The organism is Helicobacter magdeburgensis (assembly GCF_000765825.2).
Taxonomy (GTDB): domain Bacteria; phylum Campylobacterota; class Campylobacteria; order Campylobacterales; family Helicobacteraceae; genus Helicobacter_C; species Helicobacter_C magdeburgensis.
In genome coordinates, this window is the sequence record NZ_JRPE02000020.1 from 1 (window position 1) to 25,139 (window position 25,139).

Genomic DNA, 25,139 nt, shown 5'->3' on the forward strand with positions numbered 1-25,139 from the left:
TAATATTGCAACCAGCAAGGTTGAAACAGGAATACAACAGGAAAATTATTTATAGATATTTGTAACTATTTATAGTTTTTTATAGGTTTGTAGGAACGGTTAAAAAAAGGATTATGGTATGTGGTATAATGGTGCTTAGAGGTTGCCCAAAAGGCAAAAATAAGAGAGTGCGACCTCTCTTAGCGTAACCTACTTGGGCTTTTTATAGATAAGATTCAAGCTTAGTTGTTAGATAAAAAAGCTTAATGCCATTCTCTTTTATATTTTCTTTTGATTTCCACCCACTTTCATTATTTATAAGTGCTTGTATTTCTTTAAAAGTGTTTATGGTATTCTCATAAGATTGTATAGATTGTGGTGAAGCGAAAGAACTTGCTTTCATCACGGCGAGTTTGTGTTGCAATGTTGCTACATCATTTTGTAGTCCTATTGAAGCCAAACTCGCCCCTCTTTCTGTATTAAGTGTTATATCTCCTGTTAAATCATTCCACGCTTTTGTATCACTTGCAAGTGGTCTGCCACCTTTTTTAGAAAGAGATGAATAAACATTATTTTTTAAGGAAAAACCTGCTGCCCTACTACCTGTAAGCTGATTTACAAGCCCTTTCCCTGCTTTATCCAAACCTTTTAAGGTTACATCTGTCATCATTCTGCCCGTATCGCCATTTGCTATGCTTAAAAGTGATTTTACTGTTTGTGTGGCGTTTATTGCAGTGTCTGTAAAGTCATTGAGTGATTTTGAATAATCTGCTGTCCTTCTTCTATTATCCACTTTCATATCAATTTTATGAAAATTATAGCTGACATTCAATCCTAGCTGTTTTGCGAGATAGGCATCTAATAGGCTCAAATTCCCTTTTCTATCAAAATAATCCACCCCTGTGTTGCGATATTTTTGATATTTCACGCTCTCACTGACATCAGGAGGGATAATGGCATAGTTTGATTGCTCTTGTGGCGTTTGCGATTCTAAGCCTATATCATTAATTTCATCTGCCTTTGCTTGAGAGTTTGTATCAAAGGATTTTTCAAAGCTTAGTGGCTCATCGTTGTTTTGTGGCTTTTGTGCGAGTTTGTCCGCTTGTTCAAAGGCACTGCTTCCCATTATTTCTCTTGCTTGGTTTGGCAAAGTTGTCTTTTCTTGTTTAAACTGCTCTACTTTCTCTTCTAATTCTTGTTTTTTTTGCTCTGTGGGCTGTTTTGCTGTATTAGTATCCATCGCATTCTCCTTTTATTTCTTTTGGTTTTACCACTTTTATAAAAATCTTATCCTCTATCCACTCATTACTATTATCACGCACTCTAAAAATAACTTCGTGGCTGCCTAGCTCATCGCTTTGGAATACAAAGAGCTTAGATTCTATCACTTCATCTTTGTATAAAAACTCCGCAGTATTGTCTGTAAAAACGCTTAAGCCTAGAAGTGTAATAGGCTCATTTGGAGCTAAAATTGTCTTTGGTGCTAGAATCTTAACCTGCTTATTGCCTAGCCCTAAATCTTTGATATTTAAAGCCTTATCTACAAGCGAGTTTAAAAGTTCATCAAAGTTTGAGCTTAAAGGCTCATCATTAATCTTATCAATCATTCTCACGACTAAATCACTGATATTTTTAAGCATTGAGCCACTATTTAACGAAGCGGCATTATTAGCCACAGCATTCATTGCGACATTAAAATAGCTTACATAGGCATTTGTCTTGTTTATCGCAGCATTATCTACCACGCTTCTTTTAATAGATTCTGCTTGGACTGCACTAGCTATGGCTTCACAAGCGAGTTTGATATTTTGGATTTTCTCCCGTGAGATTGCCATTTCTAGCTCTTGTCGCATTTTTTCCTGCTCCATTGCGACTTGTTGTTTTTTGTAATCTAGCTCTTGGAGATTTAGGGCTGTTTGGGTGGCTACTTGGCAGAGTTGCACTTGGATTTGAGCAAGTTCAGCAGAGCTAAAATTCCAGCTTTTGACATTTTGTAAAAACCCGCTTTGAAACAAGCTCTCAAAGATTTTATTTAATCTCACTTCAAATTCTACACTATTCATATTGATTCCTATTTTATTTTATGTGCGTGAAGTTTGGTATAAAGCACTTATTTTACCACAAGCACATTGTTTTTTATGCTATTTGGATTTGGGAGTTGGGGCTTATAGTAGTCTTTGCTTAGGGCGGAGTGGATACCTTGAATAAGCTCATTAATGCCTAGAATCTGCACACTTGCCAAACGCAAAGCAGTCTCATAACGCATTTTTATAATCTCATCAAGCTTTAAAGCTTCTCTAAAAATAGATGGGGCTTGTTCTTTCAAAGCTTGTGTGATAAGGCTTTTTGCGTGATTGTTTAAATATTCTTGTGTTTTATTATAAGCGTGATTTTCTAGCGTGGTGTTAAGCTTTTGGCTAGATTGTAGGGCTTGGCTTAATGCGGTATAATCTAGGAGAATGTTTTCATAATTGATATAATCACTTATATTAAGATTTTTAAAAAAATCTTGCGTGAGTGAAAGCAGGGCAGTTTGTATGTCTTGCTGTAATTGTGGTGTGAGAGCTTGTTTTAAACTATCAAGCAAACTTTCTTGCAAATGGGGGAGATTATCTAATCCCCATTGTTGTAAAAAGCTTTGTGTTAAAGATTTTAGCTCGGCTTTGAGCGTGGCTTTGGCAGATTCTAGTATAGTATTGTTTTGAGCTTTGATTGTATGAAGCAAGGCTCTTAAATCTTGTGTGTTTTGAGCTTTTAAACTATCTGTGTTTTCTTGTAATATAGCTTTGGCTTGGGTGTTGTATTGTGTATTTAACTGCCCTTTTAAATCGCTCAAAGCTTTGTTAAAGGCTGTTTCATAAGTGGCTTGTATGCGTTGTTCTAGGTTGGAGATAATGTCTTTAATATCATTGTGGGCTTGGTTTATTTCTTGTATTTTTTCGTGTAGAAGCATAATTGTTTCCTTTTTAATTTAAAACGCGTTGTCTGAGCGTTTTTCTCTCAAACTTCTAAGATTCGCGGTGTTGCTTTGTGGGCTTTATCCGCATTTTAAGGGGGAGCTAGACATAAAGTCTGCGGTTCTCTTAAAATGCGGATAATCGCACAAATGATTACCCGAAGCTGAAGTTTCACTACTCTTTGCTAGAGAATAGCCCGATAACCGCAAAGTCTTGGTTAGAAAAGGCTGAAAGTGAGCCAGATTCTAATGCAAATCTGCCCTTTGCAATGGATAAAAGTCTATCCACTCCACAAACTACCTTTCTGCCACTATCTTCATTGTCATTGATGTAGAATGAGACTTTATCATTTCCCGCCATAACAATCGCACTAGCACCGATTAACGCACCTATGGCAATAGGTTGAGTTCCTGTATAATAGCTAGGCGGTGTGATTTTAGAAACATTTTGTGGGTCAATGTTTTTCTTAAAATCCTCATCACTTAGCTCACTATTTGGCATACCCACTTGTAATTTAGTCCAAATACCCATATCAATCACAGGGCAGCCATCAATCAGCCCTAAAAGCCCACTGAATAGGCGGTTTTTATCGCCACGCTCTCCTGCGTGAATTTGCATATCTTTCCACTCTTTATCATTTTTGAGCTGATTGGCTTGATGAGATTCTAAGAGAATGATATAAGAGTTATGCACGATACTAAGCCCACCCTCACTCACTACATCAGCTTTAATGGGCTTAAGGGGGAATGTTTCTTTGCCATTGACACCAATCCCAGCCCTTGCCATAAAAATGGCTCTTCTTAAAGCCTTGACATTCATAACATCACCCGCTTGGATTTTCTTTGTCATTGTTTGGATTTTTGTATCAAATTCCTTATATCCATTAGCAGAATCGCACACTACCGCGTTTGTGAAGTCATTACACAAATGAGCTACGATTGACTTATCACGCCTATCACTCGCCCATTCTGCAAGGCTATCAGTGGCTTCTTTGACAAAGTCAATTTGTGCCATTGTAGAATAATGCTTAATGGGACTTCGCAAAGCGTTTGCAATCACTTTGGGATAAATGGTTTGATTCAAAATCTCCATACTATCATAGTTTGCTTCTAAATCCGTGTTCCCACTGACACCATCGCCTGTGAGCTTGTTTTTCAGTCTTGGGCGGTAGGGTTGGTCATTTTGCACACTATATTGACGGACACCCCTATCACTGCCTTTGCCTGTGAAACTTGCAAAAGGGCTTTTAATCCAGCTTAGGCGTTCAATCTCAGTAGCGATTTTTACGCCGATGTTTGGGTCGTCCTTAATGTTTGAAAAATCTATTGTATTCCAATTTAATGCACTCATTTGTTACTCCTTGTTTTTTTTGGTTTTAGTATCGTTGTGTTGGTAAATCACTTTGTGGCTCTTGTGAGCTGACATTGGCGGGGCTTCCATTGACTTGCTGTGGCAAGTCTTGGTTTTGCTCTTGTGGCTTTTGGCTTTGCATAATCTCTAAGAGTGTTGGGAATACACTCTCACTTGGCAAAGCTTCTAGCTCTTTTTGCACTTCAGGGGGAAGTGTGGTAAAAAAGGCTAAAAGCTCATCGGCACTTACAGGGGGATTTTGTGAATCCCATTGCTTTTTAGCAGAATCCAGCTCTTGCATTTTGTTATCAAACTCTATCTCGCCCTGCAAGTTTGCTACTTTTTCTTGGCGTGGCACAATCTCTTCTTTAAAGACTTGGTTTTGATATTCCAAAATCTTTAAGAAAAACTGCTCCTTATCGCTGAAAAATAGCTCCTCTAGCTCTGGGTCATTCTCACAAAGGCTAACGCACTTTTTAGCAAAATCAGATTCTAAGCTTTGCATTGCTTGATTAAGCTCATTTTGCATAGCTTGTAGTGTCTGCTCTTTATTTTGTGGCTCATTTGTTGCAGGGGTGTTTGGCGGCGTAGCCCCTTGTGGAGTTGGCTGTATATTTTGCTCCATAGCTTATCCTTTTTAATAATCTATGCGGATTGTGCTAGGCAGAAAATACACCACTCTAAGCATTGCTTTGCCCTTACTTGCACCTGTGCTTGTGGCTAGAAGCGTTTCATCTTTTGAGGGTGTAAATACGGCATTGCAAATATTTACACCTTTTTGAGTTGTGTCAATATCATTACCTAAGATTTCGCTCTCACCCTCAAAGCCTAAATCCAGCTTTGCTCCTCCTTCTGCTACTTCTTGCACTTCTACACTTAAATGAGTGATTGTTGAGCCTTTTGGAAGAATCACTGCTTGTGTTGTGTCTTGTGATAAGTCCAGCACACAATCAGCCATATAACATACATTATGCACTTTTTGAGTTGCCATTTTTTGCTCCTTTTTTAAAAATGTGAGTGCTATTGTGATAAAAAACAAAAAAATAAAAAAGGGTTAAAACTCTTTTAATATTGCGTTTTTGTTTGCATTACTCTTTTATTGTTTGAGCTGTTCTTATGTGTGCGTATTACACCTTTTTCTTTTTCATATTCACGCTCATAGAATTGCTTTTTTTGGATATTTATCTCATTTACCTCTCTTAAAAACATTTCGCACACTATACCCAAGCTTAAGGCTTTGTTATAGCTAGAATCTAGCACTAGCTCATCGTTTAGCTCTATCTTTTCGCTTAAAGCAGAGTAAGTGATACTTATCTCATCGTATTTGTCTATGGGGTAATTTAAAATGCTGTAAGTGTTTTCATACAAATGCGTAAAAACTAGGCTGTTTATGCTGTGAGCGGTGTGCTTTTGCAGGTAGGGGATACTCGTGCCATTGAGCGTAATGCTGTGAATATAAGCGACTTTTTGTGGCAAATCAAAAATGGCACTTTTTGGCTTAAAACAAAGCACTTGGATATTTTCTCTAAAAAGTGTTATTAGCTCATCTTGCACCCTTTGCATAGAATCTAGTAATTCCCTATCACTAAAACGCAGATTTTTATAATCATCATCTCTTAAAAGGGAGCGGGTAAGCAGTAAAACTTCTTGGGCTATCACTTTAATTCTCCTTGTGCTTGTTCTTGCTCTATGAGAGCGTTAAGCTCTTGGAGTGTGAGCTTTTCATATTCTACAACGCTTTGGTCTTGCAAGAGTGTTGTGTCTTTGCCATAAATTTGAGTTTTCATATCAGCAAAGATTTTAGCTACTTTCTCCGCACAGGCTATGAAAATGGGGCTATTTTTTGGGTCGCCATTATCATTGTGAGCTAACCGCAACAAATGGTCTTTGGCTAAAATTGCACAAAGGGCTATGTTTTTTTGAATAAAATTCACACTCATAGTTTTTAGTAATATCTCATCTGTGCTAGATTGCAGCAGATTATTTAAAATCATAGAATCCACATTAAAGGCACATTCTCCTAAGTTTGTTTTGATTTGGTCTTTTATCCTATCTTCTGCGATGTTTAGCACTCTATTTGTATTTTTAATCACTTGGGGAGTATGAATCTCATCTATTAATAAGGCTTGCCCTTGCTTCCAATTCTCTTTTTTAATCCAATACGCTAGAGTTCGGTAAGGGATATTAAAATGCTTTGCGACTTCTTGTTTTGAAAGATTGTGAGTTTTGTAGAAAATTTCTATTTCATTTTTATTTTTTATTGCCATTGCTTGTTTCCTTAAAATAAGAGCTTAAGGCTATTTGTGTGAATAGCCTTAAATTAAGGAGATTTTGTGTCAGTCAAACACGGGCATATTGTAGAAAAATGAAAAATGAAAAAAAAGGGTTAAAATGGATTTAAAGTGTTTTGCCACAAGTTTCACACACTTTACTTTCTTGTGTAGTTTCTAGGTCTCTCAAAGAAACTTCATCTTCAGTTTTAGAATCCTGTGTGTTTTCTCCACTATGATTTGAATCCGTGCTTTCTTGTGTGTTTATAGAATCTACATCACTTTTACTTGTGGCGACATTATCCATATTTGGCAAAGTTTCCCCGCTTCCATAGCGAGATTCCAGCCATTTGTTGATTTCTTTATTGTAGATTAAAATGGCGGTTGTGATAACAATATGCGGTATAGAAGCACAAAAATACGCCACGCTTAAAGCCGAATAGTCATCATTTGGCACAACTTTAGGGAGCAGACCACTTTTAAAAAAGATGATGATAAAAATAAACACACCCCAGCTTAAGAGTAGCTGCACCACTATGGCAAAAACTATAAGCCATTTTGGCACACCGATGATTTTTATATGTTGTATGCTTATAGCCACTGCTACACCAAACACCCCAGCACACAAAGCGATTAAAAATTTCCAAAAAAAACTTACTTCATTCATTTAATCTTATCCTTTGCATATTGGAGCAACTCTTGTGTGTAGAGTGCATCTAGGCGAACTTTTAACTCACTATCAGTAATTGAGTTTTTATCCCTTGTCGCACGGCTTGTGTATGTTGGCATTCCACCTGCTTTGCTATTCTCATTGCCATTTCGCACAATCTCAATAGCTTCGGGGATTGTGCGTTTGTAAATAGGCAGGGCAGTAGCTAGTGTATTATGGCAGTTTATACACGCTGTGCCTTGCCATACATCTTGGTTTTTTTGGAGCTTGTAGAAGTCTGCGGATTCTTTTTCATTCGCATTTAATCGTGTGGTGATGGCTTCTGCTTTTGCTTGGAATTGCAGCATTTTGTCTTCTAGTCTTTTTTGCCCACTTTTTAGCTCATCTACCATTCCACTACCGACATATAAAATAAGCAAAAGTCCTACAAAATACCATAGATTCCAATTTTTCATCATTTCAAGTCCTTACACGCTTAAAGGTAGAAGTCATAAAATAGCAATTCTTTTTTTCTTTTTACAAGGGGGAATGAAATACAAAAAGGAGTATTAAACACAAAAAACAAAGGGAATTAAAAGGGTTAAAAGGGGATTGTGGTATAAAGTATGTTACAATAGTTTTGCCCCAAAAATCACTTTGAGGCAAAATCACCTTAAAGGCGTTCCTATGAAACGACATAGTGAAACGACATAGAAAACGCTTACTTGTATTATATATTAATTTTAGGCTTTTTAGGTTTAAAATTAAGTTGAAATATAAGTATTAGCGTAAGGGGGATTTCCCCCGCCTTTTTAGGTGTTTGTGTAAAAGCTTTAACCTGCAAAGTTTCTTAAAGTCTCATATGCCCATAGCTTTGATAGCTCCCTATCTTTTCCCTATGGCTCATCACTTCCACAAAGCAAAACATCAAAACAAGTAGCGTTACAACCACAACCAGCCTTAGCAAAGTCTCCATTATTCACCACTATAAATATTTAAAGCTTTCTCAAACTCTTTGAGCTTAGATTCACAGCTCTCATCTTTATGCTCTGTGATAACTGCGGAGTATTTTGCCCTTGTGTAGTCATTCATAGATTCTAAATCGCAGTGATACTTTTCACTCTCTAGTGCCATTTGCTCTATGGCTTTTGTTTGAGAATCTACTATGGCATTATTGATTTGATTAAGCATTTTTAATTCTGCATTTTTGTTTAAAAGATACGCACAACTTCCACCTAGAGTGAAAATAATCAATCCTAGAAAAATAGTCAAGTATTGCATTTTGTAACTCCTTTTTATTTTGTCTTTTTATAAGGGGGGAGATGTGGAAACAAGCCGCACACATAGCGGAAGTATTTTTGAGATAGAAACGGCGTTTTGGAGCGAACAAGCAAGAAGCTTACTTAAGCGTAAGTGCCGAAGCTTGTGAGCGAACAATCGCCGTTTCTAGCAAAAAAGACAACGCTACACCGAAAGCCATCACTTCTTGCCTTTGCAGTAGTTCAAGTCCTTCTCCAACCCCTCCGCATACACCAACACTTCTTTTAAATACTCCAGCACATTGGCGTTTTTGAGCGGTTTCTTTCTTTCTTTGACATCACAGGCAACAGGCACTTTGACTTCTTTAAACACAACTTTTGGCTCTGCACAGCCTTTCATAAAATATACAAAAAGTGTGAGAATAAGCAGAGTGGATAAAGATTTAAGAGCTTTGGCTTTACTCATCATTGTTGTATCCTTTTCTTATTTCATAGCCGTGAAGTTTTGCGTAAAACTTCACTTAAGACCACTGCGGCAGGAATAAATCCTGCCTTGTTCCTAAAGCTTGAGTTATGACTACCTTGCAGGTATCCATCAACTCGTTTTTTTAGGAATTTAAGCAAATACAAGGGATTTTTAAAAGGGTTAAAGGATTGTGGTATAATATGCGTGAGGTTGCAAAAAGCTAAAGGGTCGCAACCTTACGCTTTTTGCTCCTCCATTTTACAAAAGGAGGTTATAAAAGTGTCTTGCAAGATTCACACGAGAATCTTAATCGCTATAATACTATTATGTCTCATAATAGTCAAGGCATATTAAGATAGGGGGCTTTGCCCCTGCTTGTGTGATTGCCCCTTTAGTGTCTTTAGCTCATAGATGTCTTTTTCTAGCCTATTCACACGCCTTAAAGCTGTTTTGAGATTAGATTCTAAATCATTCACTCTATGTTGCAACACGCCAATATCCACTTCTTGCTTTGTGTCAAGCTCATTGCTTTCTTTAGCTCCATTTTGTGAGCTAAATAGGTTTTTTAAGAATTCTAGTAAGGTTTGCATTTATGCTCCTTAGTTGAGAGAAGTTTTTTAGCAATTCTTTTTTTCTTTTTTTTTTTTTTAAGGGGGAGGGGCTTGAATTTGCGTAAAACGGGTTTGCTTCGCTACACGCGAAATCACCCCTCCCCCTTAAAAATCCCCCACCCGATAACGCTTTAAGAGGTGGCACTTCGTGCGATTTTATTTTATTACGCTTAAGGTCGTGGTTGAAGCGTGAGGCTAATGCTTTTAACCATTTTTAATTTGAATTTAAATGCGTTTTTATATACTCATTTAACTCTTCTTGCTTTAAAATGGCTTTGTCTATGCTCTCTTGCAAATGCTTTAGTGTTACATCTTTGTTAGCTAATAAATAAGTTATTTGGCTATATTGCTCCCTAAGGTTTATAATCTCATTTTCAAGTTCTAGCATACCTAGCCATTTTTGAAGTAAGTGTTTCATTTTCTATCCCTTTACACATAAAAGCGTTTTACACGCCCAAGCCAACCATTTAAAAACTTCTCATTTTGTGGCTTTCTTTTAACCAAGTCTTTATAGAAGTTTTCACGCCCAACGCAATAATCATTATTGAGCTTTGCAGATTCTGCATTATTACAGGCAGTGAGTGTCCCATTGCCAAAAATACCATCATCAGCGATACCTAATGCCCTTTGCAATGTTTTCACTGCTTGTTTCACTCCAGCATTTACAGCAAAGTCATAGACATTCCCCGCTACTGCTTGGCTCTCAATCTCATCGCCCTTTACTTTATCCCAAAACTGAGATTTATAAAAAGCATTCTTTTGAGATACAAATTCAGCATTCCCCAAGCATAGCTTTTCTAGCTCTTTGCGTTCGCTTTTTTGAGCTAAATCGCCCACCATTTGCTTATAATCATCTACGATTTTCCATAAGGGCAAATCTTTCCACATATTCCTAGCAATGCCAAAAATCGTTTCACCCCCTGCGTCTTTTGGGTCATTGACATACCCACCCTCGCAATCTGCTGTTACCTTGTGTGCGATTTCAAAATTTGCCATTGTTTATCCTTTTTAATGTTTTATTCAAAGGGATTCCTATTGTTTGGTTTTATACTCTACCCAGAGTTTGTCGAAAGTTGTTCTTTACTTGTGCTGGTTACGCACCACCCTTTGAATATGGTGCAAGTGTAGGGGATATTAAAAAAGATTAAAAGGGTTAAAAAGATTATGCGATTTCTCGCATTCTTTTTATCGCTTTTTGTGCTAACCTTATTAGGTATTTATCCCTTTTGCTTATAAAAAAAAGATAATATAAACCCTTGTGTGCAGATAAAATCTCCTTAAAATCAAAGGATTTTTCTGCATTGAAAATATTATGCAAAATCTCCTCTCGCTCACTCATTCCTTTTTGTGAGATAAATCTATCTACCACCACGCCGCTTAATAACTCATAGATATAAAAATCCTTACTTACACCATAGAATCCATAACTATAATGATTTTTTGCTCCTACTAGCATTTTGTCTCCTTTGTGTTGAATTGAATTAAAACATATTGTCTTGGCATTGTATTTCCTCCTTGCACTTTGTGATATACTCGCTTAATGCAATAATTTGCGGAATATCTTTTTTAATTTTGGCAATGTCTAGATTCTTACTTGCCTGAATGATGTTAAGGTTTAAAATCTCGTTATACACGCTAGAAATATTAAGATTTGTATTAAGCTTATCGTTTAAGGCGATGTTTAACGCACTGCCTTGCAGTTGCTCTGTGTTTAAAAAATGCTCTAAGTCAGCTTTGTAATGCTCATCTATGCTGTCTAAATCTAGTTGCTTTTTGGCGATATACGCACAATCCTTATCATTATAAATACTATAAAGCAGCTCTAAGATTCTGTTATGATTACTCTTATAGCTTTGTGCTTTTTTAGTGTAAAAATATTCTTTTGGAATATGCGTAAGTGATGAGATATTATCTATCAATTCAAGTTTTGCGTAGAAGTTTTGCTCATTGTCTATGAGACTGACAAGATATTTAAGCAAGTCATCTTTTGCCTTAGAATCTTTAGCTTGTTTAAAATGATAGCCTATATAAAATTTCAAACCCGTTATAACATTACACTCTAGTTGTGCTTTTTTCTCTAAAATCTCGCCTATGTCTTTATGATTGCCTTTGAGTAGCATAGTTTTGACATTGTAGAATTTATGCGAAAAGCAAAGCTCTAGGCTTCTAATAGTCGCCTTTTTTCCTGCTTCATCACTATCAAAACAAAAGACTAGCTCAATCTCTTGGTTTATGCGATACAAGGCATTAAGATGAGCGAGATTAAAGGCTGTGCCACAAGTTGCCACAGCGTTAGTAAAGCCCATTTTATGTAAGGCTATGCAGTCCATATAGCCCTCCACTATAATCACGCTATTGTTTTGCTTTATCGCACTTTTTGCTAAGGAGAATAGGTATAGATTCTCACTCTTTTTAAATAGAAAACTTTCTCCACTATTTAAATATTTTGGGGCGTTTCTAAAGTTTTCATAAGGGTGTGTTCGCCCACTTAAACCTACAATTTTATGAGCGTTGTTTCTAATGGCAAAAATAATGCGATTTTTAAAAGGTGTGTATATGCTCCCATCGGTGCGTTTTTTTAAGATTCCTAACTGCAAGGCGGTTTGGGTATCGTAAATGCTACGGATAGAATCAAGGCTAGGCATTAGCCCTATGCTAAAGATGTTTAAATCCTCTTGTGTAAGCCCTCTATTATAGAGATATTGTAAAATTTTTTCATTTGCCAAAAGCTCTTGTGTAGCTTTGACAAATAGGCTTTCATATTGTGCGTTTAGCTCTTGGCGTTTGTCTTTATTGTGGGCTGTATTCTTGTTTGTTTCATATTCTATATTTACTCCACTAAGTTCGCCCACTGCTTCCACACTTTCTTGGAAACTAAGCTGCTTGTATTCTTGTAAAAACTTAAATACATCGCCACTTTTGCCACAGCCAAAACAAGTGAAAATCTGCTTAGCTGGGCTAACTATAAAACTTGCACTTTTTTCATTATGAAAAGGGCAGGGACTAGAGTAGTTTGCTCCACTTTTTTTGAGGATTAAAAAACTGCCAATAATGTCTATAATGTCGCTTTTGGCTTTAATTTCGCTAACATTTTTAATCAATTTTTACTCCTTTGTTGCCTAGCGTTGTCTTGTGGGCTAGAATCGGCGATTGTTCGCTCACAAGCTTCGGCACTTACGCTTAAGTAAGCTTCTTGCTTGTTCGCTCCAAAACGCCGTTTCTATCTCAAAAATACTTCCGCTATTTGTGCGTTACAAAATTGAATACGCAAATCTTAGAATCTTGTTTGTGTAGCATAGCTATCGCTCCTAGAAACCCTCATTATAAAACGCAAACAAATTATGCTTTCCCACAAATTCCAAATATTCATTGATTACACCAATCAAATAAGCATTCTTGCTTAACTTCTGTTTTCTTGCGTTTCTGTTTATACGCCTTATGTTTGACTCTCTTAGTAGGAATTTTTTTCTTTGCTTTTTTTGGTTTAATTTTACGCTCCGCATTGTCAAATCCTTTTTCTTTTCCAAATACTGCTCTTTCAATGACTATACTTCTACTCACGCCTAAAATCTCGGCAATTTCATCTATGCTTTGCAACAAGGCTGTTTCTAAGAAAAAGCTTGTTGTATGGATTTTTGCGTTTTTCATTTGTTGTCTCCTTGCATTATCCAAGTTAGCCCTAGCTCTTTTAATCTTTGCTTGGTGAAGTAGTCTTTTAATAATGTCTCTTCCTCAAACCTTGTGCCTTTAAAATTTTTAATCCTTGCAGTTGTGGATAAAAATTCAGCCTGTTTTTTCACACAATCAAGCAATATTGAAAAAAACTCGCCCACATAGATTCTTGCCTTTGCATTACAATTGAGACTTAGCACAAAAGATTCTAAAAGCCCTGTATCTTGTGGATTCTCATCACTTAGCTTTTGGAGAAAAAAATTCACTTGATTAACCGCATAATCTGTGAGTTTTATTCTCTCATCACCCTTAATTTCTGTAATAAATTGTTCTTTTACCATTCCTACCTCCTTTGCCTTTATTTTACTTCTTGCCCTAATCTTTCAAGGGGATTATGAGCGGTTTTGGCTTCTTGGTTTTTCCCCACATAGTTTTTGGCTTGTGGTTTTTTAAAACTTTCATATCTAAGTAGTGCTTCGTGGGCTTTAAGCAGCCCACTCCAGCCACGATTAATGCAAGTTTCAACACATAGCACAATATCCGCATTTTGCTTTTTAAGCTTCTCAAAGTCTTTGATTATGCTATTTATCGTGCTTTTGGCTAAAAAACCTTTTTCCTTGCGATAAGCAATAAAGTCTTTGTAAGCCTGTATTTCTTGCTCGGTGTAAGATTCTAAAGGCAGTGATTCTTTGAATTTTGTGCTTTTAGGTGAGAGTTTAGTGTCTTTGAAAAATTTAAAACTTTGGCTTATGATGAGAAACAAAGCGGTTGGTTTTGGCGACTTATTAGAGTTGATATTACTTGATTTATTATTATTACTTATGTCAGCAGAATCTCCGTATGCGGATAAATGTTTAAACGGATAAGATTCCACACTTATGGAGTTTTGAGCTTCTTGCTCTTGTGAATCTATACTATCTACATATTGAGATTGTATAATTTCTAATTTATTAAAAGTATAGACACTTTCTTGTGTCAATTTGCCTTTTTCATCTCTTATTTGTGAATATTGCAAAAGCCCAGCATTGACAAGCTCATTTCTAAACTTCCTTACACTTGCTTCGCTCACATTTAAAAGCTTGGCAAAATGCTTGATATTGATATTCCACTCATCGCTAAAACTTTGAGCTAGAGCATAAAACATTCTAGCACCCATACTTAAACTTTCATCACGCAAAATGTCGCTAGAAAGGATTGTGAAGTTGTTTATTTGTTGGTCTTTTTGTATCATTTTTTTACTCCTTGTTTGTGATTTTTTTTAAGATTCAGCTTTTGCAGGTTTGGACTAGTGCTTCGCACGAGTGGGTATGCAATGCGGCAGAATTTGCGAGTGATTTTTGGGGTTGTGCTGCGTTTCCGTGCGAGAAGCTACCTAAGCGGTAGTGCCGAAGCACGAAACGCAAACTCCCCAAAAAGCACCGTAAAGACAACGCATTTTTCATATCTCTACTACCTCCAAATCTCTATAGTTCTGCTCACTTTCATACACACTAAACTTACCTAGCTCACTATTGAAATTTACCCTTTCTTTATAGTGTTTGCCTGTTTGCTTGTTTTTCTTTAAAATCACGATGCGCGAATCTTCGCTAAATTCTCTCACGCTTTCATTTTTTGGCTTATCGTGTTCTATGCGTATGGTGATACTTGATTCGTGTCCGCCCTTTTTGCTCCCCATAGGATTATCTCTATCACCTTTACTCGTTTGCACGATAAGAAAGACTAAAATCCCTAAGCTATGGCATAGTCTTGCAAGAGTTGAAAATTTAAGACTTTCTTCCTCTTCCATATTTCTACCATTGGGGCTTACTAGTCGCATTTGGGAATCTATGAGAAATACTCTCACGCCTTGTTTGTAAAGTGTCTTAATATTTTGAGCTACTTGATAAATCTCATATCCATCATCAATGATGATGAGATTTTCCCTTTTGAATGATTTATCATTTCTTTTGCGTTTGAGATAGGTGTAAATGGGAAACTCAAAGCTAAAAAAACATACCTTATTGGTTTTTGCCATAAATTCCAGCATCTGCAAACCTAAAGTTGTTTTACCTGCTTCTGGGTCGCCACTGATAAGCACAAGTTGAGCGGATTCTATGCCCCCATCAAAGACAGAATCTAAAAAGCTAATACCTGTTTTATACTTTGGCATTTGGGGCTTTGTAGCGTAGTAGTCTTGCCATTCCTGCATATTTTTATGGGAGCAAAAATTCACATTAGGGATAAGCGTATTCATATCAAGCAGAGCATTATTCTCACTTGCTTCAAGGAGCTTTAGTCCTGCTTCTTTTTGCTTTTGCTTTAAAAAGCTTTCATAAAAGCTTTGCGTTAGTCGCACCACATTTGGATTTGGGATATGGGAGAGAACATCTAAAAAATAATCCTGCTCCTGCTCTTTTTTATTAAGCCGTCCCACAAAGGCGTTTTTACTCACACTTTGAGATTCTAAAAGCTCTATTAGAATCTCAAGTGTTCTTTGACCTTTTGGGCTAAAACACTCTTTGGGGATTTTTTCTAAAAACTCATCAATCTGCTGTGGATAGGCTAAGAATGAAGCTATAATCTCTTTTTCTAACTCTAACATCGCTTTTCTCCAATCACTTCAATAACAATACATTGAGCTTCCCCACATTCACTACATATTGATAAGATAGGCACTTCACTATCCAGCTTGATTTTTAAATCAATTTCCGCAAAATCTACTTCATTTATATATCCACACTTCTTGCAAACATACCAAAATGTCATATTTCCCCCTTGATTGATAGAGTAAAGTTATCTAAAAAGGCGGCTCGTTTTTTTGTTTGCGGGATATATTTCACATAGTGTTTGTAAGTGGTGTGAAGTGATTTGTGTCCTAGCATTGAGCTTACCCACAATGGTTCTTCGTTGTTTGTAAGCATCATCGTGGCAAAACTATGGCGTGTTTGATACAAGCACCTTTTTTCTAAACCCAAGCTCTCACACACTTTGTGCCATTTATTTCTTGCGGTTACGACATTGAATGTAAAGATAGTCTTATCATCTTGGGCTTTGCTTTTTAAGGATAAAAGGGCGAGTTTTACTTGGGGGAGCATATCAATATAGCGGGATTGATGGGTTTTTGTGGTTGTGATTTTACCTGTTGAAAATTCTAGGCTTTTATTCACTAAAATCTTGTTATTTTCAAAATCACAATCTTGCCATTGCAGTGCAAAAAGCTCCCCTGTTCTCATTCCTGTGAAAAAGGCTAATTGCAAGAAGTTTTTAAAATAATCATCTTTTACAGATTCTAACACCTGCTTTATTTCATCTAGGCTGAATGGTAAGACATTTTTTGTATTAGCATTTACCACATAGTGATTTTTAAATTTAAGCGGCTTTAAGTTTAGCCTCACATTATTGGTGATGGCAAATCGTATAATACGATTGAGAAAAGCTATTTTGTAGGCTTGGGTTTGATTATCATATGCGTAGTTTCTTACCTGCTCTTGGGTAATCAGCCTCAAATCTTTTGAGCCAAAATACTTGATAATATCAGTCAGATTGCTTTTGTATTTCATCAATGTTTGTGTTTTTGTATGTTGGCATTCCTCTAAGATGAATTTTTCTCCCAGCGTTGCAAAGGTAAGTTTTTGCTCTTTGACTTGAACGCCTAAATACGCAAAAATCAAATCCTTAGCTGAAAGCAAAGCTTTTGCCATATTTTCTTTTGTATCTTTAAGTTTAGTGCTGAATCGCACTCTGCCGATTTCTGTTAGAGTAGCATCTATGTAGATGATACCATTCCTTTTGTAGAGGTTTGTGTGTTTGACTTCCATTTGTTCTCCTTTAAAGATAGTCCCACATCAAGTGGCGTGATTTATCATTGCAAAATGCGTTCTTTAAAGAAGTGTGTAAGGTTTGTAAATGAAATGGGTTTTGTGATACGGAGTAGTGATATGAAAAGGGATTTTCAGGGAGTAGAATAAGGGTGTAAGGTCAAAAAATCAAAAATTTATAGATTTTGACACAAAATTTGACACACCCTTTGGGATTCTAACCCCCCAAAATGTCAAAAAATAACCTAAAAAGCCCTAAAAAAGGAAAGCTTTAATTATTGATGAATATTTTCTTTCGTGGAATCTAGAATCTAATATAGTAGTTTTTTTGGTAGTTTTTTGCAGTTTTTGTATTGAATAAAAAAGATACTTTGGCAAAGCCCGAGTAATGACATAAGATAGACAAGCTTTGATATAACAAGTAAAAGCATTAGAGTGATACAAATCCCCTCACAAATCGGGTCCCACTAGAACCGACTCTCCCAAGTCGGCTCTAGTATGTGCTTTGAGCGTTTTCAAAGCTTGAAATATCCTAAAACACGCAACTCTAGCCAAACAAGTCATATCAAAATGTCAAAAAACGCCTATTTCTAGGGAATGCCACAAGGGCTTTTAATGGTTTTATGATAGATAAAAGGTGTTAAAATAGAGTAAATCGTCTTGGTATTTTATAGAGAATCTTAATTACGCATTTTTTGTGTGTAAAAGTATGAGAAAAGTGAGAGAGTGGAAAAAAGTAGGGATTTTTTGAGATTCTGGCTCATATGTCTTTTGCTTGTAAGATTTTGCTAAGATAGGGTTTTGCAATGACAGGCGGTAGATTTTCGCTAGATTTTAAAACATAGTCTATTTTTAGAATCTAGCTTTATTTACAAGCGGTGCAAAAAAGTGAAATCTTAACTCATACGACCAAAATGCTCTAGGGCTTTGGCAAGTTCATTTAGCGTCGTGTCAATATCGCTTTTAGAATCGGCGATACTATCTCGCACACAATGATTAATATGTCCTTCAAGCACAATCTGCCCCACTTTGTGAATCGCACTCTTTGCGGCATTAAGCTGGATAAGCACATCGGGGCAGGGGGCGTCTTCGCTAATCATCTTATCAATGCCATTAAGCTGACCTATGATTTTTTTCAAACGGCGATGCAGGGCTTGTTTATCGTGCATAATCTCTCCTTAGATTTTCCTATAACTCAACGCTTCTAGGATATGGGCTTTTTGTATCTCCTGCTCCCCTGCTAAATCGGCAATAGTTCTTGCGACTTTTTTAATTTTATTTAGCCCACGATATGAGAGTGAGAAACGCTCACTGGCTTGGGTAAGCAAGGCAAGTGATTGTGAATCTAGCTTGCAATATGTCTCAATCTCTTTTTCATTTAACTTACCATTGAAGGCGGTTTGTCCCCTTTGCTTTTGCATTGTAAAGGCTTGAAACACAAGCTCTTGCATACTCTTAGAATCTAGCCCTTTTGGCAGATTCTTATCTTTTTCATACTCATTCATCTGCACGAATAAATCAATCCTATCTAAAAACGGCTGGGATAATCGCCCACGATATGCACTAATCTCTCGCTCTTGACAGCGGCATTCCTTTGTTTTGCTAAGCAAATTCCCACACGGGCAGGGATTGAGTGCGGCGACAAACAGGAAGTTTGTGTCATACTCAAGCTTTGAATGCACACGAGAGATGACAAGCTTATTGTTTTCAAGCGGCTCACGCAGGGCTTCTAAAATATCTTTTTTAAAATGCGGTAATTCATCAAAAAATAAAATGCCATTATGGGCTAATGCCACTTCTCCGGGTTTGACTTCATACTGCGTAGCAGAGCCTAGGATACTTGATTTACTCGCGCTTTGATGGGGATTGCGGAATGGGCGAAGTGGCGTGTAGGTGGCAGTTTGCTTGTTTAGGGACTGATATTTTATGGTTTCTATCATCTCTTGGAGTGAGCTAGGCGGGAGAATATAGGGCAAACGCTTGGCTATCATACTTTTGCCACTGCCCGGTGAGCCTTCCATAATGAAGTTATGAAACCCAGCAGCGGCGATGAGAGCCGCACGCTTGGCAATATCCTGCCCCTGCACTTCGCTAAAATCAAAGTCAAAATTTTCATTATAAAAATATTTCTCCCCCCGCACTTCAAGGTTTGCAAAGCCAAAATGCGAGATAGAATCTGTGCTATGGGGCGTTGTGCTATGCGGATTAGATTCTAGATTATTCAAAATATCTATGGCTTCTTGCAGGTGCGAGACAAAATAAAATTGCAAATGCGGAATGGGGGAAAGAAGCTCTTTTGCAGACAAGGGGACAATGACTTTTGCGTCCTTATGCAAAAGGGTAATGTCAAGCAGGAGTGGATAAATAGAATCTGTGTATTTCACACTCCCATCAAGCCCTAGCTCCCCAAAGGCAAAAATATCCTTGAGCTGCGTTTTTTGCAGTGCTAGGGCGATTGGCAAGTCAAAATGCCCTCCATTTTTGGGAATATCTGATGGAGAGAGATTGATATTAATTTTTTGCGGTGGCAGGGTAATGCCGATGTTGGCAAGTGCGGCTTGGACGCGTTGCTTAGATTCTTGGATAGAGCTATGGGCTAGACCTGTGATATTAAAGCTAGGCAGTCCCCTAATGAAAGTGGCTTCTACCTGAATGATTTTCGCACTCGTGCCAAAGCTTGTCGCACTAAGGATTGTATTAACCATTATTATGTTTTTTGATTTTTTAGTTTTTTGAGTTCTTTTTCAAACTTCTTGCGTCTAAGAATGGGGAGCTTATCTACAAATAAGATTCCATTTAAATGATCTATCTCGTGTTGCAATGCCACGGCTAAAAAGCCCTCCGCTTGGAGAATCTTATCATTGCCAAATCTATCTTTATAAGCGATTGAGACTTTATTAAATCGCTTCACACTCTCATAAAATTCTGGCACAGACAGACAGCCCTCTTCCCACTCTATATCATCTTCTTGGGTTAAAAAAGTGGGATTAATCACTTCTAGTAAATCTTCTTTGTATTGTTGCTTATCCTCATCTCGTGGGAGATTAATCACAAGAATCTGCTTGGCAATGCCGACTTGAATTGCCGCCAGTCCTACACCGCCACTTTCTATCATCGTTTCATACATATCATCAAGTAGGGTATGTAGAGATTCGTCAAAAGATTCTACTTTTGTGGATTTTTGACGCAAAATAGGGTTAGGATATTTCAAAATCGCCAAAGTCGCCAAAATCATCTCCGGGTATGTCTAAATCATCTGAATCTGCACTGCCAAATGTCCCGCCCCCACCACTATTTTCTGCTTGTTTAAATTGCAAGTGTTTGTTTTCACTCAATGCTTCATCAAGTGCGGCTTTTGCCTCTTCTAGCATAGATTCAGGCGTTTTATTGACATCAAATACAATCCCGCCCATAACGATATGCAAATGCAAATCCAAATCACCGATAAAAATATTGGTCGCCTTGCATTTTTTAATCACTTCTTCGCACAAGTCTATCGCGCCTTGGGCTTGAACATTTTTAAGCAACATTCCAAATCGCCCACTGCCAAGATAGCTGACAAGGTCCTTTGTGCCGATATTTTTTGAAACGATTTTAGCGATATTTTTAAAAGTCGTAACAAGCTTTGTTTGGTCTGTGAGCTGTGTGCCAAGCTCCTTTGACGGAGAAAACACTACAAGTGCAGAGTGGCGTGGAAACTCTTTGCCATTTTTACATTCAAGTTCCAAAGATTGCAGGAAAAAGCTTTTGCTGTGGATTCCAAGTGTTGTGTCATACATAGCACTCGTTTTGGCTGTGGAGGACTTTGCATACATATCGCGGTATGAGCGAGAGATACTATCAGCTTGTGTAACAAACTGCTTGTGAAAGCCCTTAATCTCGTTTAGCAATACCTTAATGGCATTTTGCGCACCAAGGGGATTTGTGATAGCGGCAATTTCAGCAAGGCGTTTGTTTGTATTGCTTTCCATTGATGAGAGTTGCTTGCAAAGGGTAAGGAGCTGTTCCAAAACGGATTTAAGCGTTGTAAAATTATCATTGAAAGTTTTTTCAAGGGCAATAAGTCTAGAATCGTGATTTGCACTCTCTACCATTGCTCTAATCTTTTCTCGCACATTTTCATCTTGTTCTTGCGAGAGTGTTTTTTCAAAATAAGCTTCAAAGTTTTCAGGTAAAGGCAAAATGTCATCTTTTTCAAGGGCTTCCATTGCCTGTTTGGAAATAGAGCTTAGCTTTTGTGTCGTATCTGTCGGGGTTATGGACACAGAGGGGATAGACTGCGTTTTTGCCTTACCTCCTTCTAGTCCCACGACATCGAGATTCCCAAAAAAATCATTATTGCCAATATCTAAGTCTAATCCACTTAAATCCATAAAATACCTCCAAAACCTATTTCAAAACCAAGCCTATTTCAAACTTTTTGTAAGAATCTTATCAACCAATCCGTAATCTCTCGCTTCTTCTCCACTCATAAAAAAATCTCGTTCCGTATCTTGTGTGATTTTCTCCACACTCTGCCCTGTGTTTTCCGCCATAATCTCATTAAGAATCTTTTTCAAACGCAAAATCTCTTTAGCCTGAATCTCAATATCTGTGGCTTGTCCCTGTGCGCCACCAAGTGGTTGATGAATCATAATGCGAGAGTTTGGCAGAGAGAAACGCTTACCCTTTGTGCCAGAGCTAAGTAAGAATGCTCCAGCAGACGCAGCTTGTCCAATGCAAATGGTGCTTATATCAGAGCGGATATAATTCATCGTATCATAAATGCTAAACGCACTTGTGATAACTCCACCGGGCGAGTTGATATAAAAGTTAATGTCCTTATCCGGGTCTTCAGCTTCTAAGAATAGCAGTTGAGCTACGATTGAAGAAGCGATATGGTCATTTATCTCGCCACTTAGCAAAATAATGCGGTCTTTAAGCAAACGCGAGTAAATGTCATAACTTCGCTCACCTCGCCCCGTGCGTTCTATAACAAAAGGAATATATCCACTCATTGCTTATCCTTATTTAGTTTTCTTGTTTGATTCTGTTTTGCCTGAATCCGCCTTATCCGTCTTAGATTCTGCTTTGGAATCCGCTTTTGAAGTTGTAGCTTTTTCTTTGCTTTTTGCAAACTTTTCATCAAGCAAATAATGCAACACCCTATCTTCAATCATTGTCATTTTAATCGCTGGGACAAGGTTATTTTGCTGATAGTATTCTAAAACTTCTTTTGGATTTTGCCCCATCATCATCGCTTCATAATAAATCGTTTGTAAAACTTCATTGTCTTGGATAACGATATTATATTGTTTTGCTAATTTATCCATAATGAAAGTGATTTGCACACTTTTACACGCCTCATCGCGATGTGTTTCACGTACCTTTTTTGCCTCTTCTTGATTGTTTTTCATTTTTTCAATCTCTTCTGGGGCAAGTTGAGATAGGGCATTTCTAAATAAAATGTCCATTTCCTGCTCTACAATAAGCTCGGGCAGGTCAAAAGAGATATTTTTAAGCAAGGATTCCACAAGCTTTTCTTTCAGCTCTTTATTATAAAGCTCGGTTTTTTGCTCCATTTCAAGCTGTTCTTTAACCATATCTTTTAAAGATTCAAGGCTAGATTCAGCCCCGGCGATACTTTTTGCAAACTCATCATCAATTTTAGTTGAATCTTTTTGCAAAATCTTGTGAAGTGTTACATCAAACTTTGCCTTTTTACCCGCAAGATGTGCAGCTTGATAATTTTCTGGGAAAGTAACATCAATGCTTCGCTTTTCACCCTTTTTCATACCAATAAGGGCATCTTCAAAGCCGGGGATAAACTGATTTGAGCCAATCACAAGGTTGAAATTCTCTCCCTTACCACCCTCAAACGCCTTACCATCAACAAAGCCTTCAAAGTCAATATTTGCCGTATCATCTTTTGCCAAAGCCCTATTTTCCGTAATCTCACTGAGCGGAGCGCGACTTTTAGCAATCTCTGCTAATCGCTCATCAATTTGAGCTTTTGTAACAGCTTTAAGCTTCACTTCAGGGACATATTTTTCTACATTATCGGTTTCAAAGCTCGGTGCAATGCTGATTTTTATCTCTAAATCAATCTTATCTTCATTCTTATCAAACTTTAGAATCATAGGATTCCCAATAAGCGAGTTTGGAGCGACATTTAACTCCTTAAGTGCCAAGTCAAGTAAATCTTGTATCGCCTCTTGCTGTGCGTCTTGCTCTACTTGATCCTTGTATCTTGCTTTGATGACTTGTGCAGGGACTTTGCCTTTTCTAAACCCATCAATTTTCACGCTTTGAGCGATTTTTTTGATGACTTTGTCAAACTTCTCTTCAAGTTTAGATAGAGCAATACTACCATTGACGATAGCATTAGCGTTGTTTGTGCGTTTTGTTGTGAAATTCATAGTGGTCCTTAATGAAATAAAAAAGTATAATTTGGTATTCTATAAAAAAAAATCTTAAAAGTAGGTTTTGTAATGCCATTATCTCACATCAAAGAAAAATTAAAACATAATATGAATCTTTCTCCAAGCTATGGGCAGCTTATAAAAGTTATGCAAAACATGTTTGTAGCTAATGGTGTAAAGCCTTCAGTTGGCGATATTGTAAAAATTATCCCAAGTAGGCAGAATCTAAACGCACAAAATCGTAATGGGAGACTTAATGGGGAGCTTTGCGGCGAATTTGATAAAGAGTTTGACAAAGAAGATGAAAGCGAGATTCACACACAGGGTGAAAAAAAGCAAAGTTTAGGTATGGTAATCGCCATTGAGGGGGAGAAATTTTTTATTAGCCCATTTTCCTTTGTGGAGGGGCATAAATGTGGCGATAAGGTGGAGATTCTAAATCACGGGTTAAATATCCCTGTGGGGGAGGCTATGCTGGGGCGAGTGGTGAATCCTTTAGGAGAGCCTATTGATGATAAGGGGAGTTTGCATACTCAAGCGACAACGCCGCTTATGCGTTCGCCACTAAGTGCGTTAAAGCGAGGGCTTATAGATGAAGTCTTTGAAGTGGGGGTAAAATCTATTGATAGTATTTTAACTTGTGGCAAAGGGCAAAAAATGGGAATCTTTGCTGGAAGTGGCGTTGGCAAATCCACGCTTATGGGTATGATAGTGCGAGGGGCAAAAGCACCCATTAAGGTTATTGCGCTTATTGGGGAGCGGGGCAGGGAAGTGCCGGAGTTTATCCATAAGAATCTTAATAATGATTTGACAAATACCATTCTTGTGGTAGCTACAAGCGATGATTCTCCGCTTATGCGTAAATACGGGGCATTTAGTGCGATGGCTATTGCTGAATATTTTAAATCGCTTGGCAATGATGTGCTGTTTATTATGGATTCTGTTACGCGTTTTGCTATGGCTCAGCGAGAGATAGGACTAGCTCTAGGAGAGCCACCTACGAGTAAGGGCTATCCCCCATCAGTCTTAACGCTCCTGCCACAGCTTATGGAAAGGGCGGGGAAAGAAGATGGTGTAGGCTCTATCACAGCGTTTTTTACCGTGCTAGTTGAGGGCGATGACTTGAGCGATCCTATTGCCGATCAAAGCAGAAGTATCCTAGATGGGCATATTGTGCTTAATCGTGATTTGACAGATATGGGAATCTACCCACCGATAAATATTCTAAACTCCGCTTCAAGGATTATTAATGACATTATTAGTCCGGAGCATTTAGGCTATGTGCGGAAGTTTCGGCGGTTGTATTCATTGATTAAGGAAAATGAAGTGCTTATCCGCATTGGAGCGTATCAAAGGGGAGCGGACTTGGAACTTGATGAGGCGATAAATAAACGCACAGCAATGGAAGCATTTTTAAAACAAGAAATTGATGAAAAGTGGGACTTTCAACGCTCCCTTGATGAGTTATGCAGGATTATGCAGGAGTAGTTTAACCTAACAAATAAATCTAAAATTTAAGCAGACTACAAAAGCATAAAGACACACCAAACAAACATAAAGGCTGTAAGTCTAAGAAGCCTAGATTCTCCTACGATATATAGAATCTAAACTCCACTTACCTAACACAATCCCTAAAACCTCTTCTTATTCACATCATCTAATATATCTTTAGCTACTCTATCTACTCTTTCACTTATTTCAGCACTTGAATTTGCTATCTCTACATTT

The 25,139-nt window shown here is 37.6% G+C and carries 32 protein-coding genes; 1 reads left to right on the forward strand and 31 read right to left on the reverse strand.

Annotation, left to right across the window (positions count from 1 at the left end):
- Positions 1–202: 202 nt before the first annotated feature.
- The 31 genes from LS74_RS09725 to tig form a co-directional block, all read right to left on the reverse strand.
- Positions 203–1,219 (reverse strand): hypothetical protein, encoded by a 1,017-nt coding sequence (locus LS74_RS09725; protein WP_034588277.1) that lies wholly within the window; start codon positions 1,217–1,219, stop codon positions 203–205.
- A complete protein-coding gene (locus tag LS74_RS09730; protein ID WP_034588279.1) occupies positions 1,209–2,042 on the reverse strand; it encodes a hypothetical protein in 834 nt (277 codons plus the stop codon). The genes LS74_RS09725 and LS74_RS09730 overlap by 11 nt, the downstream gene beginning before the upstream one ends.
- A 47-nt stretch (positions 2,043–2,089) precedes the next feature.
- Positions 2,090–2,932: a hypothetical protein gene (locus LS74_RS09735; RefSeq protein WP_034588281.1), complete on the reverse strand. Its 843-nt coding sequence runs from the start codon at positions 2,930–2,932 to the stop codon at positions 2,090–2,092.
- Positions 2,933–3,110: 178 nt separating this feature from the next.
- Positions 3,111–4,286 carry a phage capsid family protein gene (locus LS74_RS09740; RefSeq protein ID WP_034588283.1) on the reverse strand — a complete coding sequence of 392 codons (1,176 nt, stop codon included), beginning with the start codon at positions 4,284–4,286 and terminating at the stop codon, positions 3,111–3,113.
- A 25-nt stretch (positions 4,287–4,311) separates the two neighbouring features.
- Complete coding sequence (locus LS74_RS09745; protein ID WP_034588286.1) at positions 4,312–4,911, reverse strand: hypothetical protein; 600 nt, start codon at positions 4,909–4,911, stop codon at positions 4,312–4,314.
- A 12-nt stretch (positions 4,912–4,923) separates the two neighbouring features.
- The gene (locus LS74_RS09750) at positions 4,924–5,277 is read right to left on the reverse strand and encodes a hypothetical protein (RefSeq protein ID WP_034588289.1); all 354 of its coding nucleotides are present in this window, start codon (positions 5,275–5,277) and stop codon (positions 4,924–4,926) included.
- A gap of 74 nt (positions 5,278–5,351) precedes the next feature.
- The gene (locus LS74_RS09755) at positions 5,352–5,945 is read right to left on the reverse strand and encodes a hypothetical protein (protein WP_034588292.1); all 594 of its coding nucleotides are present in this window, start codon (positions 5,943–5,945) and stop codon (positions 5,352–5,354) included.
- On the reverse strand, positions 5,942–6,553 hold the full coding sequence (locus LS74_RS09760; protein WP_052086462.1) for a helix-turn-helix domain containing protein: 612 nt from the start codon (positions 6,551–6,553) through the stop codon (positions 5,942–5,944). The genes LS74_RS09755 and LS74_RS09760 overlap by 4 nt, the downstream gene beginning before the upstream one ends.
- A gap of 130 nt (positions 6,554–6,683) precedes the next feature.
- The gene (locus tag LS74_RS09765) at positions 6,684–7,223 is read right to left on the reverse strand and encodes a hypothetical protein (RefSeq protein ID WP_034588295.1); all 540 of its coding nucleotides are present in this window, start codon (positions 7,221–7,223) and stop codon (positions 6,684–6,686) included.
- Positions 7,220–7,684, reverse strand: a complete 465-nt coding sequence (locus LS74_RS09770) for a hypothetical protein (protein WP_138129105.1) — start codon at positions 7,682–7,684, stop codon at positions 7,220–7,222. The genes LS74_RS09765 and LS74_RS09770 overlap by 4 nt, the downstream gene beginning before the upstream one ends.
- A gap of 371 nt (positions 7,685–8,055) precedes the next feature.
- Positions 8,056–8,181 carry a hypothetical protein gene (locus LS74_RS11635; RefSeq protein WP_268903687.1) on the reverse strand — a complete coding sequence of 42 codons (126 nt, stop codon included), beginning with the start codon at positions 8,179–8,181 and terminating at the stop codon, positions 8,056–8,058.
- The gene (locus LS74_RS09775) at positions 8,181–8,486 is read right to left on the reverse strand and encodes a hypothetical protein (protein ID WP_034587641.1); all 306 of its coding nucleotides are present in this window, start codon (positions 8,484–8,486) and stop codon (positions 8,181–8,183) included. Before LS74_RS09775 ends, LS74_RS11635 begins: the two co-directional genes overlap by 1 nt.
- Positions 8,487–8,684: 198 nt before the next feature.
- The gene (locus tag LS74_RS09780) at positions 8,685–8,933 is read right to left on the reverse strand and encodes a hypothetical protein (RefSeq protein ID WP_236096913.1); all 249 of its coding nucleotides are present in this window, start codon (positions 8,931–8,933) and stop codon (positions 8,685–8,687) included.
- Positions 8,934–9,280: 347 nt separating this feature from the next.
- Positions 9,281–9,520, reverse strand: a complete 240-nt coding sequence (locus tag LS74_RS09785) for a hypothetical protein (protein WP_034587639.1) — start codon at positions 9,518–9,520, stop codon at positions 9,281–9,283.
- Positions 9,521–9,755: 235 nt separating this feature from the next.
- A complete protein-coding gene (locus LS74_RS09790; RefSeq protein ID WP_034587637.1) occupies positions 9,756–9,959 on the reverse strand; it encodes a hypothetical protein in 204 nt (67 codons plus the stop codon).
- 11 nt (positions 9,960–9,970) lie between these two features.
- A complete protein-coding gene (locus LS74_RS09795) occupies positions 9,971–10,537 on the reverse strand; it encodes a glycoside hydrolase family 108 protein (RefSeq protein ID WP_052086437.1) in 567 nt (188 codons plus the stop codon).
- Between the two features lie 166 nt (positions 10,538–10,703).
- Positions 10,704–10,997: a hypothetical protein gene (locus LS74_RS09800; protein WP_034587634.1), complete on the reverse strand. Its 294-nt coding sequence runs from the start codon at positions 10,995–10,997 to the stop codon at positions 10,704–10,706.
- A 25-nt stretch (positions 10,998–11,022) separates the two neighbouring features.
- Positions 11,023–12,642 carry a DNA primase gene (gene dnaG, locus LS74_RS09805; protein ID WP_034587633.1) on the reverse strand — a complete coding sequence of 540 codons (1,620 nt, stop codon included), beginning with the start codon at positions 12,640–12,642 and terminating at the stop codon, positions 11,023–11,025.
- Between the two features lie 265 nt (positions 12,643–12,907).
- Positions 12,908–13,189, reverse strand: a complete 282-nt coding sequence (locus LS74_RS09810; protein WP_034587630.1) for a hypothetical protein — start codon at positions 13,187–13,189, stop codon at positions 12,908–12,910.
- On the reverse strand, positions 13,186–13,554 hold the full coding sequence (locus LS74_RS09815; protein WP_034587629.1) for a hypothetical protein: 369 nt from the start codon (positions 13,552–13,554) through the stop codon (positions 13,186–13,188). Before LS74_RS09815 ends, LS74_RS09810 begins: the two co-directional genes overlap by 4 nt.
- Before the next feature lie 17 nt (positions 13,555–13,571).
- Complete coding sequence (locus LS74_RS11530; RefSeq protein WP_236096914.1) at positions 13,572–14,444, reverse strand: helix-turn-helix domain-containing protein; 873 nt, start codon at positions 14,442–14,444, stop codon at positions 13,572–13,574.
- Between the two features lie 34 nt (positions 14,445–14,478).
- On the reverse strand, positions 14,479–14,655 hold the full coding sequence (locus tag LS74_RS10960) for a hypothetical protein (RefSeq protein ID WP_167480481.1): 177 nt from the start codon (positions 14,653–14,655) through the stop codon (positions 14,479–14,481).
- Positions 14,652–15,794, reverse strand: coding sequence for an RAD55 family ATPase (locus LS74_RS09830; RefSeq protein WP_084584281.1), 1,143 nt, complete (start codon positions 15,792–15,794; stop codon positions 14,652–14,654). Before LS74_RS09830 ends, LS74_RS10960 begins: the two co-directional genes overlap by 4 nt.
- Positions 15,788–15,958 carry a hypothetical protein gene (locus tag LS74_RS10965; protein WP_167480482.1) on the reverse strand — a complete coding sequence of 57 codons (171 nt, stop codon included), beginning with the start codon at positions 15,956–15,958 and terminating at the stop codon, positions 15,788–15,790. The genes LS74_RS09830 and LS74_RS10965 overlap by 7 nt, the downstream gene beginning before the upstream one ends.
- Positions 15,955–17,010 carry a tyrosine-type recombinase/integrase gene (locus tag LS74_RS09835; RefSeq protein ID WP_052086435.1) on the reverse strand — a complete coding sequence of 352 codons (1,056 nt, stop codon included), beginning with the start codon at positions 17,008–17,010 and terminating at the stop codon, positions 15,955–15,957. Before LS74_RS09835 ends, LS74_RS10965 begins: the two co-directional genes overlap by 4 nt.
- A gap of 896 nt (positions 17,011–17,906) precedes the next feature.
- Positions 17,907–18,179: a metal-sensing transcriptional repressor gene (locus tag LS74_RS09840; RefSeq protein ID WP_034588254.1), complete on the reverse strand. Its 273-nt coding sequence runs from the start codon at positions 18,177–18,179 to the stop codon at positions 17,907–17,909.
- 9 nt (positions 18,180–18,188) lie between these two features.
- Entirely contained in the window at positions 18,189–19,715 is a 1,527-nt protein-coding gene (locus LS74_RS09845; RefSeq protein ID WP_034588257.1) for a YifB family Mg chelatase-like AAA ATPase, read from the reverse strand.
- Between the two features lie 2 nt (positions 19,716–19,717).
- Positions 19,718–20,245 carry a peptide deformylase gene (gene def, locus LS74_RS09850; RefSeq protein ID WP_034588260.1) on the reverse strand — a complete coding sequence of 176 codons (528 nt, stop codon included), beginning with the start codon at positions 20,243–20,245 and terminating at the stop codon, positions 19,718–19,720.
- Positions 20,208–21,383, reverse strand: a complete 1,176-nt coding sequence (locus tag LS74_RS09855) for a diguanylate cyclase domain-containing protein (protein ID WP_034588263.1) — start codon at positions 21,381–21,383, stop codon at positions 20,208–20,210. Before LS74_RS09855 ends, def begins: the two co-directional genes overlap by 38 nt.
- Positions 21,384–21,416: 33 nt before the next feature.
- On the reverse strand, positions 21,417–22,007 hold the full coding sequence (gene clpP, locus LS74_RS09860; protein WP_034588268.1) for an ATP-dependent Clp endopeptidase proteolytic subunit ClpP: 591 nt from the start codon (positions 22,005–22,007) through the stop codon (positions 21,417–21,419).
- Positions 22,008–22,016: 9 nt separating this feature from the next.
- Positions 22,017–23,408: a trigger factor gene (gene tig, locus LS74_RS09865; protein WP_034588269.1), complete on the reverse strand. Its 1,392-nt coding sequence runs from the start codon at positions 23,406–23,408 to the stop codon at positions 22,017–22,019.
- A gap of 72 nt (positions 23,409–23,480) precedes the next feature.
- On the opposite strand from tig, the gene fliI reads away from it, so the two are divergent.
- Positions 23,481–24,899 (forward strand): flagellar protein export ATPase FliI, encoded by a 1,419-nt coding sequence (gene fliI, locus LS74_RS09870; RefSeq protein ID WP_034588272.1) that lies wholly within the window; start codon positions 23,481–23,483, stop codon positions 24,897–24,899.
- The last annotated feature ends 240 nt before the right edge of the window (positions 24,900–25,139 follow it).